General features: G+C 68.4%; 9 protein-coding genes. 8 read left to right on the top strand and 1 reads right to left on the bottom strand.

Annotation, left to right across the window (positions count from 1 at the left end; all coding sequences use genetic code 11):
* Positions 1–28 precede the first annotated feature (28 nt).
* The 4 genes from CP958_RS19895 to CP958_RS19880 are packed head-to-tail and all read left to right on the top strand — an operon-like array spanning position 29 to position 6608.
* Positions 29–1252 (top strand): CmpA/NrtA family ABC transporter substrate-binding protein, encoded by a 1224-nt coding sequence (locus CP958_RS19895; RefSeq protein WP_096703928.1) that lies wholly within the window; start codon positions 29–31, stop codon positions 1250–1252.
* Positions 1249–3708: a nitrite reductase large subunit NirB gene (gene nirB, locus CP958_RS19890; RefSeq protein WP_096703927.1), complete on the top strand. Its 2460-nt coding sequence runs from the start codon at positions 1249–1251 to the stop codon at positions 3706–3708. Before CP958_RS19895 ends, nirB begins: the two co-directional genes overlap by 4 nt.
* Before the next feature lie 4 nt (positions 3709–3712).
* Positions 3713–4048 (top strand): nitrite reductase small subunit NirD, encoded by a 336-nt coding sequence (gene nirD / locus CP958_RS19885; protein ID WP_096703926.1) that lies wholly within the window; start codon positions 3713–3715, stop codon positions 4046–4048.
* Positions 4041–6608, top strand: a complete 2568-nt coding sequence (locus tag CP958_RS19880) for a nitrate reductase (RefSeq protein WP_096703925.1) — start codon at positions 4041–4043, stop codon at positions 6606–6608. The genes nirD and CP958_RS19880 overlap by 8 nt, the downstream gene beginning before the upstream one ends.
* A gap of 156 nt (positions 6609–6764) precedes the next feature.
* Here the strand turns inward: CP958_RS19880 and CP958_RS19875 are convergent, their stop codons facing one another.
* Positions 6765–7109 (bottom strand): hypothetical protein, encoded by a 345-nt coding sequence (locus CP958_RS19875; protein ID WP_096703924.1) that lies wholly within the window; start codon positions 7107–7109, stop codon positions 6765–6767.
* Positions 7110–7239: 130 nt separating this feature from the next.
* Between CP958_RS19875 and CP958_RS19870 the strand changes: the two genes are divergently transcribed.
* The 4 genes from CP958_RS19870 (at position 7240) to CP958_RS19855 (ending at position 12185) form a co-directional block, all read left to right on the top strand.
* On the top strand, positions 7240–8760 hold the full coding sequence (locus CP958_RS19870) for a glycosyltransferase family 39 protein (RefSeq protein WP_096703923.1): 1521 nt from the start codon (positions 7240–7242) through the stop codon (positions 8758–8760).
* A 7-nt stretch (positions 8761–8767) separates the two neighbouring features.
* On the top strand, positions 8768–9979 hold the full coding sequence (locus CP958_RS19865) for a glycosyltransferase family 9 protein (RefSeq protein ID WP_242443010.1): 1212 nt from the start codon (positions 8768–8770) through the stop codon (positions 9977–9979).
* The gene (gene ugpQ, locus CP958_RS19860) at positions 9976–10683 is read left to right on the top strand and encodes a glycerophosphodiester phosphodiesterase (protein ID WP_170959041.1); all 708 of its coding nucleotides are present in this window, start codon (positions 9976–9978) and stop codon (positions 10681–10683) included. Before CP958_RS19865 ends, ugpQ begins: the two co-directional genes overlap by 4 nt.
* A 104-nt stretch (positions 10684–10787) precedes the next feature.
* Positions 10788–12185, top strand: a complete 1398-nt coding sequence (locus CP958_RS19855) for a nitronate monooxygenase (protein WP_096703922.1) — start codon at positions 10788–10790, stop codon at positions 12183–12185.
* The last annotated feature ends 15 nt before the right edge of the window (positions 12186–12200 follow it).

Here is a 12200-nt window from a genome sequence, read left to right as displayed (position 1 = left end):
TTTTCTATTTGGCCGAGGGACCCAAGAGATGAGAGTGGAAAAGACCCGTCTGAAGCTCGGTATCGTGCCGCTGATCGATGCGGCCCCCCTGGTGGTGGCCAAGGAGCGCGGCTTCTTCGCCGAGATGGGCCTGGATGTGGAGCTGTCCCGCGAGTCCTCGTGGGCCTCGATCCGCGACAAGGTGGCGGTGGGCGCGCTGGACGGCGCCCAGATGCTGGCCCCCATGCCGCTGGCCATGAGCCTGGGACTGTCGCCGCTGCGGGTCCCCATGGCCGCCGGCATGGCGCTCAATCTGGGCGGCAACACCATCACCATCGGCAATGCCCTGTGGGAGCGCATGGAACGGGCCGACCCGGAATCCATGGCCGCCCGCCCCATCTCGGCCCGTGCCCTGAAGCGGGTCATCGAGGCCGACAAGGCCTGCGGCCGCCCGCCCATGACCTTCGCCACCGTCTACCCCCATTCCCCCCACGCCGCCGAACTGCGCCTGTGGATGGAAGCGGCGGGCATCGACACCCAGAAGGACGTGGCTTTCACCGTGGTGCCGCCGTCCCAGATGATCTCCTTCCTGTCGGCGGGCAACATCGTCGGCTATTGCGTCGGCGAGCCCTGGGGCAGCCTGGCGGCGCGCATGAATCTCGGCCGCATCGCCGCCACCAGCCGCGACATCTTCGCCGGCCGGCTGGAAAAGGTCTTCGCCGTCACCCAGAGCTGGGCCGAGACCTATCCCGAGACCCATCTGGCGGTGCTGCAGGCGCTGATCTCCGCCGCCCGCTGGTGCGACGACAACCGCTGCGAACTGGCCGAGCTGCTGGCCCAGCCGCAATACGTCAACGCCCCGGCCGAAGCCCTGATGGCGCCGCTGCTGGGCGAACACGGCCTTCCCAAGGACCTGCTGGTCTTCCACGCCCGTGCCGCCAACTTCCCCTGGCGCTCCCAGGCCATGTGGTACCTGGAGATGATGAAGCGCTGGGACATGGCGCCGGCCACGCTGGATTCCCGCGCCGCCGCCGAAGCCGTGTTCCGCCCCGACCTCTACCGGGTGGCCGCCCTGGCACTGGGCCTCAGGGTCCCGCTGACCGACTACAAGACCGAGGGCGGGCACGCCGCCCCGTGGAGCCTGCTGAAGGCCACCCGGCCCATGGAGATGGGGCCGGACCTGATGCTGGGCGGCCTGACCTTCGATCCCTTCACCTCCCGCGTCACCACCCTGCCGCCCCCGGCCAGGACCGAATCAGGAGACCTCACATGAACGCTGTTCCCCGCCAGAAGCTGGTCGTCATCGGCAACGGCATGGCCGGCATGCGCACCGTCGAGGAATTGCTGGCCATCGCGCCGGCCCGCTACGACATCACGGTGTTCGGCGCCGAACCCCATCCCAATTACAACCGCATCATGCTGTCCTCGGTGCTGGCCGGCGAGAAGCAGGTGGACGACATCGTCATCAACCCGCGCGCCTGGTACGCCGACAACGGCATCCGGCTCCACACCGGCGATCCGGTGGTGGCCATCGACCGCACGGCCAAGACGGTAACCTCGGCCGCCGGGCTGGTGGTGCCCTATGACCGGCTGCTGCTGTCCACCGGCTCCAAGCCGCTGATGCCGCCGCTGCCCGGCCTGGAACTGCCCGGCGTGGTCGCCTTCCGCGACATCGCCGACGTGGAGAAGATGCTGGACGCCGCCGAGGCCAAGCAGCGCGCCGTGGTGATCGGTGGCGGCCTGCTGGGCCTGGAGGCCGCCTGGGGCCTCCGGCGGCGCGGCATGCCCGTCGCCCTGGTCCACCTGATGCCCACCCTGATGGAGCGCCAGCTGGACGTGGAGGCCGGTCACCTGCTGCAGAAGGACCTGACCGAGCGCGGCCTGCACTTCTTCACCTCGGGCCAGACCGAGGAGATCATGGGCGAGGAGGAAGGCCGCGCCACCGGCGTCAAGCTGGCCGACGGCCGCGAGATTCCCGCCGATCTGGTGGTGGTGGCCATCGGCATCCGCCCCAACGTCGATCTGGCCAAGGCCTGCGGCCTGGACATCAACCGCGGCATCGAGGTGGGCGACGACATGGCCACCTCGGACCCGGCCATCTATTCGGTGGGCGAGTGCGTCGAGCATCGCGGCCAGATCTTCGGCCTGGTGGCCCCCATCTGGGAGCAGGCCAAGGTCTGCGCCGCCCGCCTCGCCGGGCGCGACGATACCAGCTATGTGACGCCGCCGCTGTCCACCAGGCTCAAGATCACCGGCATCGACGTGTTCTCGGCCGGACAACTGGCCGCCCAGGACGAGGCCGACGAGGAACTGGTCTACCGGGACTCGGCCAAGGGCATCTACAAGAAGCTGGTGCTCCGCGCCGACCGGATCGTGGGCGCCGTCATGTACGGCGACGTGGCCGACGGCTCCTGGTACTTCCAGCTGATGCGCGAAAAGGCCGACGTGGCCGCCATCCGCGACCGCATGATCTTCGGCCAGGCCTATGCCGACGCCACCTGCAAGGGCCACGCGGGCGGCGTCAACGTCGCCGCCATGAGCGACGACGCCCAGGTCTGCGGCTGCAACGGCGTGTCCAAGGGCGCCATCGTCAAGGCCATCACCGAGAAGGGGCTGACCAGCCTGGACGAGGTCAAGGCCCACACCAAGGCCAGCGCGTCGTGCGGCCAGTGCGCCGGCGTGGTGCAGGCCATCCTGACCCATGTCACCGGCGAGGTGGTGGAAGCCAAGGCCGGCGGCATGTGCGGCTGCACCGACCTCTCCCACGACGAGGTGCGCAAGGCCATCGTCTCCCAGGAGCTCAAGACCCAGGACACGGTGCGCTCGGCGCTGGGCTGGCGCCATGCCGACGGCTGCGCCAAGTGCCGTCCGGCGCTCAACTACTACCTGCTGTGCGCCTGGCCGGCGGAATACGTGGACGACTACCAGAGCCGCTTCATCAACGAGCGCGTCCACGCCAACATCCAGAAGGACGGCACCTATTCGGTGATCCCGCGCATGTGGGGCGGGCTGACCAATCCGGCCGAACTGCGCGCCATCGCCGACGTGGTGGACAAGTTCCGCATTCCCACCGTCAAGGTCACCGGCGGCCAGCGTCTCGACCTGCTGGGCGTCAGGAAGGAGGACCTGCCGGGCGTGTGGGCCGATCTGGGCAAGGCCGGGCTGGTCTCGGGCCACGGCTACGCCAAGGGCCTGCGCACGGTGAAGACCTGCGTCGGCTCGGAATGGTGCCGCTTCGGCACCCAGGATTCCACCGGCCTCGGCGTCAAGCTGGAGAAGCTGATGTGGGGCTCGTGGACGCCGCACAAGGTCAAGCTGGCGGTATCGGGCTGCCCGCGCAACTGCGCCGAGGCCACCATCAAGGACATCGGCGTCGTCTGCGTCGAGGCCGGCTACGACATCTCGGTGGGCGGCAACGGCGGCATCGAACTGCGCGGCACCGACCAGTTGGTCCGCGTCGCCACCGAGGAGGAGGTGCTCGAGTATTCCGGCGCCTTCATGCAGATCTACCGCGAGGAGGCCCGCTACCTGGAACGCACCGCGCCGTGGGTCGAGCGGGTCGGCATGGACTACGTCAAGAAGCGGGTGGTGGACGACGCCGAAGGCCGCCGCGCCGCCTTCTCCCGTTTCGTCTTCTCGCAGAAATACGCGCAGATCGATCCGTGGGCCGAACGGGCCGACGGCGAGGTGGACGCGCACGAATTCAAAACCCTGGCCGAGGTGGGCTGAAGCCATGCAGGACTGGATCAAGATCGGACGTGTGGACGACATCCCCAAGCTGGGGGCCCGCACCGTGCAGACGACCAAGGGCGACATCGCGGTGTTCCGCACCTCGAGCGACGAAATCTTCGCCCTGTTCAACCGCTGCCCCCACAAGGGCGGACCGCTGTCGGAGGGCATCGTCACCGGTCGTGTGGTGGTGTGCCCCCTGCATTCCTGGACCATCGACCTGGAAACCGGCGAAGCCACCGCTCCCGACGAGGGCTGTACCCGCCCGGTGGAATCCAAGGTGGCCGACGGGCAGGTATGGCTGAAGCTGGAATTCGCGAAAAAGGTGGCCCATGGCTGACACGATGTCCGAGACCGTCCGCACCACCTGCCCCTATTGCGGCGTCGGCTGCGGCGTCATCGCCGAGCGCCGGGACGCGTCCGGGGAATGGGTGGTGCGGGGCGATCCCGAACATCCGGCCAATTTCGGCCGCCTGTGCGTCAAGGGCTCCACCCTGGCCGAGACCATCGGCCTTGACGGCCGGCTGCTCCATCCCGAGATCGGCGGCGAGCGGGTGGACTGGGAACCGGCGCTCGATCTGGTGGCCCAGCGCTTCTCCGCCGCCATCGCCGAGCACGGCCCGGATTCCGTGGCCTTCTACGTCTCGGGCCAGTTGCTGACCGAGGATTACTACGCCGCCAACAAGCTGATGAAGGGCTTCATCGGCTCGGCCAATATCGACACCAATTCCCGGCTGTGCATGTCCTCCACCGTGGCCGGGCACATGCGGGCCTTCGGCTCCGACACCGTGCCCGGTTGCTACGAGGATCTGGACCTGGCCGATCTGGTGGTGCTGGTCGGCTCCAACACCGCATGGTGCCACCCGGTGGCCTTCCAGCGCCTGCTGGCCGCCAAGACCAAGCGGCCCGACATGCGCATCGTGGTCATCGATCCGCGCCGCACCGCCACCGCCGAATGCGCCGATCTGCATCTGGCCATCCGGCCGGGCAGCGACGCCATCCTGTTCAACGGCCTGCTCGCCCACCTCAGAGGCGAGAAGACCGAGGTGGACGTGGGCGTGCCGCCGGAAAAGATCGTCAGCTTCTTCTCGTGGTTCGCCGACACGGAAAAGACCGTCACCGTCTGGTCCCAGGGCATCAACCAGTCCTCGTCGGGCACCGACAAGGTCGACGCCATCATCAACTGCCACCTCCACACCGGGCGTATCGGCCGCCCCGGCATGGGGCCGTTCTCGCTGACCGGCCAGCCCAACGCCATGGGCGGGCGCGAGGTCGGCGGCCTCGCCAACATGCTGGCCGCCCACATGGGCTTCGACGAGGCCAGCGTGGACCGGGTGGGGCGCTTCTGGAACTCCGCCCGGGTGGCGGCCAGGCCGGGCCTCAAGGCGGTGGACCTGTTCCGCGCCGTGGCCGACGGCAAGATCAAGGCGCTGTGGGTGATGGCCACCAATCCGGCGGTCAGCCTGCCCGAGGCCGATTGCGTGCGCGCCGCCATGGCGGCCTGCCCCTTCGTGGTCATCTCGGAATGCGAGGCCGACACCGATTCGGCCCAGTTCGCCCATGTACGCCTGCCGGCCCTGGCCTGGGGCGAGAAGACGGGGACCGTCACCAATTCCGAACGCCGCATCTCGCGCCAGCGACCCTTCCTGCCCGCCCCGGGCGACGCCAGGGGCGATTGGTGGATCATCGCCCAGGTGGCACGCCGCATGGGCTTCGGCGAGGCTTTCGCCTGGACCGGCACGGGGGCCATCCTCGACGAGTTCTGCCGCCTCACCGCCTTCGAAAACGGGGGCAGCCGCGACCTGGACCTGTCGGGTCTGGTGGGGGCCGATTACGAGGCCATGGAGCCCATCCAGTGGCCGGTGCGCGCCCCCGGCCGGGGCACGGCGCGGCTGTTCGCCGACGGCCGCTTCTATCACCCCGACGGCAAGGCCCGCCTGCTCGACATCACACCCCGCCCGCCGGTACGGGCCACCGACAAGGCCTTCCCCCTGCTTCTCAACACCGGGCGCATGCGCGACCAGTGGCACACCATGACGCGCACCGGCCGCTCGGTCCGGCTGGCCGCCCATGCCCCCGAGCCGCTGCTGTTCGTCAATCCCCGCGACGCGCTGCGCTTCGGTCTGGCCGATGGCGAACTGGCCCGGGTCTCGGGCCGCCGGGCCAGCGTGGTTCTGCGGGTCTGCCTCGACGGCGGCCAGCGGCCGGGCGAGGTCTTCGCCCCCATCCACTGGAACGACCGCACCGCCTCGGGCGCGGTCGTCGGCAGCCTGATCGACGCCGTCACCGACCCCGTCTCGGGCCAGCCGGAACTGAAGCAAGCCCCGGTGATGGTCGAAAAGCTGATCGCCGCCTGGCACGGCGTGCTGCTGAGCCGCAATCCGGTGGAACTGCCCCGCTCGTTCTATTGGGCCAAGGCGGCGGGCCGGGCCCATTCCATCTGGCGGTTGGCGGGCCAAGCCGGCGAGGACTGGCCGGCGGCCGCCAAGCAATGGCTGGGCACCGACGGCGAGTGGATCGAGTTCCTCGACCCCAACCGCGGCCATTACCGGGGCGCCCGGCTGGTGGACGGCCGCCTGGACGCGGTGCTGTTCGTCTTTCCCTGGGCCACAGACTTCTCACCCGACTGGGTGGCCACCGCCTTCGGCCACTCCGCCATCGACGGCGGCGAGCGCGCCACCCTGGTGGCCGGCGCCCCGCCCGGCGGCGACCGGGGCCGCGACAAGACGGTGTGCGCCTGCTTCAACGTCGGTCTGGCGGCCATCCGCGCCGCCATCCACGAGCACCGCCTGTCCAATGCCGCCGAGGTGGGGGCCATGCTGAAGGCCGGAACCAATTGCGGCTCGTGCGTGCCGGAAATCCGGGCGATCCTGGCCGAAACGGTGCCGAAGGTGGCGTGACCTTCCGTCCTACGCACTATCCGCCCTTCGGCGGGAAACGACAGGGGTCGCTGAACCACGAAGGCACGAAGGCGGGAAGAAACACGAAGGCCTCTTCTCTTCCCTTCGTGCCTTCGGGCCTTCGTGGTGGACTCGGCGATCGGAATTAGGTCGGTGTCACTTCTCCATAACGCTCCAGCCCTTGTCGCCCTTGACGAAGCGGGCCGAGGCCTTCTCGGTCTTCTGGCCGAGGGGGCCGTCCAGGCTCATCTCGAAATCGCAGACGAAGCCGGGATTGCCCTTGGCTTCGGCGCAGGCCAGCTTCTTGAAGCTCTTGACCTTGGTCGACAGGTCCTTGCCGATCAGCTTGCCGACATCGCCCAGTTGTTCGTTCATGCCGCCGAAGGTCTGCTCGACGGCGGCCTTCATATCGGCCTCCGAGGGTTCGCCGCTGCAGGCGGCCAGGGCCAGACACGCGGCGGAAACGGCGACAAACGACTTCACGAAGCTGAAACGGGACATGCGGGCTCCTCCATCCATCATCCCTCGGGTATAGCGGCCGCCCGGCCGCCCGGCAAGGTGGCGACTGGTAGAGGGTGGGCATTTCGTGGTATTGGCCCGTCGCCCCTTTTCGACGCAGCCGGAGTCCCGCGTGGCACCCGACGCCAAGACCATTCGCCCCCCCGCCATGGGAACCAGGAACGCGGCCCTGCTGGCCGGGCTGGTGACCCTGGCCGCGCTGCTGCATCTGTGGCTGGCCGGCAGCACCCTGCTGTCGGGCGACGAGGCCTATTATTGGCTATGGTCGCGCCGTCTGCAGTTGTCCTATTACGACCACCCCGCCATGATGGCCTGGTGGATGGCCGCCACCACCGCCCTGTTCGGCGAGTCCGAGACCGCCATCCGCCTGCCGGCCGTACTGGCGGCGGCGGCCGTCACCCTTTTGGCCTTCGACACCGCCCGGCTGGCCTTTCGCGACATCCGGGCCGGCTGGTGGGCGTTGGCGCTGCTCAACGCCACCATCCTGTTCGCCGCCGCCGGCGTGCTGGTCACCCCGGATTCGCCGCTGCTGGTCTTCTGGTCGGCCTGCCTGTGGGCCGTGATCCGCCTGCTGGACGACGGGCGGACGCGCTGGCTCTACGTCCTGGGCCTGTCGCTGGGCCTGGGCTTTACGTCCAAATACACCATGGTGCTGATCGCGCCGGGCATCCTGGCGGTGTTCGCCCTGTTTCCCCAGGCGCGGCGCTGGTGGAAAAGTCCGCATTTCTGGGCGGCCATCGTCCTGGCCCTGGCCTGCACCGCGCCGGTGCTGGTCTGGAACGCCCAGCACGAATGGGTGTCCATCCGCAAGCAATTGTCCCATTCCTTCGACGCGCCGGTCGGCGATCCGCTGAAGAGCCTCGCCACCTTCCTCGGCACCCAGTTGGGAACGGTCACCCCGCTGGTCTTCGCCTTCATGCTGTGGGGCATGGGCTGGGCGCTGTGGGCCGGCTGGCGCGGCCGGCGGCCGGAATGGTTCCTGCTGGGCGCCACCTCGGCGCCGCTGCTGGCCTTCTTCGTGCGCCACAGCCTGGGCGGACTGGTGCAGCCCCACTGGCCGGGACCGGCCTATCTGGGCGCCGCCATCGCCACGGCGGGAGCCGTCGTGGTGGCGGGACGCTCCTGGGGACCGGGCCTGCGCCGGGCCTGGGTGGCGGCCATCGGTCTGGGCGGCCTGCTGGTCGCCGCCACCTACGTGCAGATGGCCACCGCCCTTCTGCCCATCCCCATCAAGTCCGACCCCATGAGCCGCCTGGGCGAGTGGGACAAGCTGGCCCGCGCCGTGGAAGCCGAAAGGGCCAGACGTCCCGACGCCTTCATCTTTACCACCAAGCACGAGGTGGCCGGTCTGCTGACCTATTACCTGCCCGGCCACCCCATCGTCTTCCTGACCGGTTCGGCTGGCTTTCCCCGAATTCCTTCGTATGATGCGCGGGACGCGGCGACCCTGCCGGGACGGGACGGCATCTACGTGATCAAGGACGGGTTCCACGCGGTCCAGGACATGCGCAAGTCCTTCCGCAGCCTGACGCTGCTCGGCACCGTGGACCGGGGCTGGGGCGGCAAGGTCGTGGATCATTACGAAATCTGGCTGGCCGAGTCCTATGGCTCGGGCGCCTTCGAGAACAAGTGAGGCGGTCGTGAACGTCGACAGGATGCGGCAGATCGATTTCTGGGCGGGGGTGCCCCTCGCTTTCCTGATGACCCTTTACTGGCGAATCCGCTGTTTCTTCAGCCCGCCCGTGCCTTCGGCGGCCAAGAACATCCTGTTCATCGAATTGTCCGAGATGGGCAGCGCGGTGATCGCCGACGCCGCGCTGAAGCGCGCCGGGGCGCTGTTTCCCGACGCCAGGGTCTACTTCCTGATCTTCGCCAAGAACCGCCCCAGCCTGGACATCATGGGCACCATCCCCCGCGAGAACATGCTGACCATCCGCGTCGACAACCTGGTCACCCTGGTGGTCGACACGTTGCGCATGATCCGCACCATGCGCTCGCTGGACCTGATGGCCGCCATCGACATGGAGATGTTCTCGCGCTTCTCGGCGCTGCTGACCTTCCTGTCCGGGGCGCCCAAGCGGGTGGGCTTTCACCGCTTCCATACCGAGGGGCTGTATCGCGGCGAACTGCTGACCCACCGGGTCGGCTACAACCCGCACCAGCACATCGCCAAAAGCTTCATGGCCCTGGTCCACGCTCTGACCGAGCCCGAAGGCACCACGCCCCACGGCAAGGCGGCCTTCAGCGACGAGGATGTCCGCCTCGCCCCGGTGGCGCCGTCCCCGGAAGCGCTGGACGCCTTCAAGGCCCGGCTGTTCCAGGCCTATCCGGTGCTGAAGGACGTCAAGCGCTGGGTGATCCTCAATCCCAACAGCAGCGAACTGATGCCGCTGCGCCGCTGGCCCTACGACCGCTATACCGAGGTGGCCCGGCGCCTGCTCGAGGATGAGAGCCTCGCCATCATCGTCACCGGCGTGGCCTCGGAGAAGGCGGAGGCCCAGATTCTGGTCGACGCCACCGGCTCTGATCGCGCCTGCAATCTGGCCGGCTTCACCCGCATGGAGGATCTGATCCCCCTCTATGCCCTGTCCCAGGCCATGGTCACCAACGATTCCGGCCCGGCCCACTTCGCCGCGCCGGTGGGTCTGCCCACCCTGGTGCTGTTCGGCCCCGAGACGCCCGCCCTTTACGGCGCCCTCAATGAAAAGGCCGAGTTCCTCACCGCCCGGCTGGCCTGTTCGCCCTGCGTCTCGGCCATGAACCACCGCAGCACCGCCTGCACCGACCCCGCCTGCATGCGCGCCATTACGGTGGAGCAGGTCCTGGACGCGGTGCGACGCCTGCTGGGATGATCCTGATCGGCCATCGCGGCCTGGCCGGGCTGGCACCGGAGAATACTCCGGCATCATTCCGCACCGCCGCCGCCCATGGCCTTTCCATGGTCGAGTTCGACGTCCGCCTGTCCCGTGACGGCGTGCCGCTGGTTTTTCACGACGACACCCTGGAGCGCACCACCACCGGCGCCGGCCCGGTGGCGGATCACCACTGGGCGGCGATCGCCGGGCTGGATGCCGGGTCATGGTTCGCCCCCGCCTTCGCCGCCGAAAAAGTCCCCAGCCTGGAGCAGGTGCTGCGCCTGTGTCTGGAACTGGGGCTGGCGGTGAACATGGAGATCAAGCCCGATCCCGGCCGCGAGACGGCCACCGCCGAGGCCGCCCTGGCGCTGGCGCTCGGCCTTTGGCCGGATGGGGCGCCGCCGCCGGTGGTTTCAAGCTTCCATTCCGCCTGCCTGGAGGCCGCGCGACGGGCGGCGCCCCATTGGCCGCGCGGCCTGCTGGCCGAGCGCCTGCCCGCCGACTGGCTGGGTCAGGCCCGGCGGCTGGACGCCTCCGCCCTGCACCTGGACCACCGTTTTCTCGAAGCCGGACAGGTGGCAAACGCCCGTGCCGCCGGGCTTGCCGTGCGGACCTACACCGTCAACGATCCGGTACGGGCCGCCTTGCTGCGGGAATGGGGCGTGGCCGCCATATTCAGCGATTATCCTCATTCGTCATGAGTTCGTAACGTCACTGTGGCGCATAACGGCAAAGGGCTATATATGTGCCGTCATCGGCAGGCGTGGGAGAGCCTGCCGTTGCTATCCGAGGAGTTACCCCTGACGTGAAACCGCTCGATCCTATTCTGATTTCCGGTCGCGAGGTCCTGCCCCTGGTCGAGGGTGGCAAGGGGATCAACGTCTCCAACGGCGAAAGCTCCGGCGCCTGGGCGGCTGCCGGCGGCGTCGCCACCTTCTCCGGGGTCAATGCCGATCTCTACGACGAGAACGGCGAGCGCATCGACATGGTCTATCACGGCAAGACCAGGACCGAAAAACACCACGAGCTGATCGCCTACGGCATCCGGGGCGGCATCGCCCAGGCCCGCATCGCTCACGACATCGCCGGCGGCAATGGCCGCATCCACATGAACGTGCTGTGGGAGATGGGCGGTGCCGAGCAGATTCTCGAAGGCGTGCTGGATGGGGCCAAGGGCCTGATCCACGGCGTGACCTGCGGCGCCGGCATGCCGTACCGCGTCGCCGAGATCGCGGCGCGCTACAACGTCTATTACTACCCCATCGTGTCGTCGGCCCGCGCCTTCCGCGCGCTGTGGAAGCGCGCCTACCACAAGTACGGCCAGTTGCTGGGCGGCGTGGTCTACGAGGACCCGTGGCTGGCCGGCGGCCATAACGGCCTGTCCAATTCCGAGGACCCGAGGAAGCCCGAGCCCCCCTATGGCCGCGTCGCCGAACTGCGCAAGACCATGGCCGAGTGCGGCCTGGGCAACGTGCCGATCTTCATGGCCGGCGGCGTCTGGTGGCTGAAGGAGTGGGAGGACTGGATCGGCAATCCCGAGCTGGGCCCCATCGCCTTCCAGTACGGCACCCGTCCGCTGCTGACCCAGGAAAGCCCCATCTCCGACGCCTGGAAGCAGCGTCTGCTGACGCTCAAGCCCGGCGACGTGCTGCTGCACCATTTCAGCCCGACCGGCTTCTACTCCTCGGCGGTGAAGAACGACTTCATCAATGAGCTGTGCCAGCGCCTGGACCACCAGATTCCCTATTCCAGCGAGTGCGTCGGCGACCACGAGGCCGAGCTGCCCATCGGCGCGCGCAAGCGTATCGTCTGGGTCACCCCCCATGACCGTGACCGCGCGCTGGGCTGGATGAACGAGGGCTTCACCGAGGCGCTCCGCACCCCCGATTCGACCCTGATCTTCGTCACCCCGGACAAGGCCGAGGAAATCCGCGTCGATCAGGTCAAGTGCATGGGCTGCCTGTCCCAGTGCATGTTCTCCAACTGGGCCCAGAACGAGGCAGGCACCACCGGCAAGAAGGCCGATCCGCGCAGCTTCTGTATCCAGAAGACCTTGCAGAACATCGGTCACGGCGGCGACGTCGAGAACGAGCTGATGTTCGCCGGCCACAACGCCTACCGTTTCGGGGCCGACCCTTACTACAAGAACGGCTTCATCCCGACCGTGAAGCAGCTTGTGGAGCGCATCGCCACCGGTGAATAGGGCCTTGCCGCTCCC

It is taken from the genome of Magnetospirillum sp. 15-1, from assembly GCF_900184795.1.
Lineage (GTDB): Bacteria > Pseudomonadota > Alphaproteobacteria > Rhodospirillales > Magnetospirillaceae > Phaeospirillum.
This window is presented reverse-complemented; position numbering and strand designations above follow the sequence as displayed.

What these genes read in the sequence shown, in the direction of transcription:
- CP958_RS19895 (WP_096703928.1), top strand. Translation starts at nt 29, where the DNA reads ATGAGAGTGGAAAAGACCCGTCTGAAGCTCGGTATCGTGCCGCTGATC.
- nirB (WP_096703927.1), top strand. Translation starts at nt 1,249, where the DNA reads ATGAACGCTGTTCCCCGCCAGAAGCTGGTCGTCATCGGCAACGGCATG.
- nirD (WP_096703926.1), top strand. Translation starts at nt 3,713, where the DNA reads ATGCAGGACTGGATCAAGATCGGACGTGTGGACGACATCCCCAAGCTG.
- CP958_RS19880 (WP_096703925.1), top strand. Translation starts at nt 4,041, where the DNA reads ATGGCTGACACGATGTCCGAGACCGTCCGCACCACCTGCCCCTATTGC.
- CP958_RS19875 (WP_096703924.1), bottom strand. Translation starts at nt 7,109, where the DNA reads ATGTCCCGTTTCAGCTTCGTGAAGTCGTTTGTCGCCGTTTCCGCCGCG.
- ugpQ (WP_170959041.1), top strand. Translation starts at nt 9,976, where the DNA reads ATGATCCTGATCGGCCATCGCGGCCTGGCCGGGCTGGCACCGGAGAAT.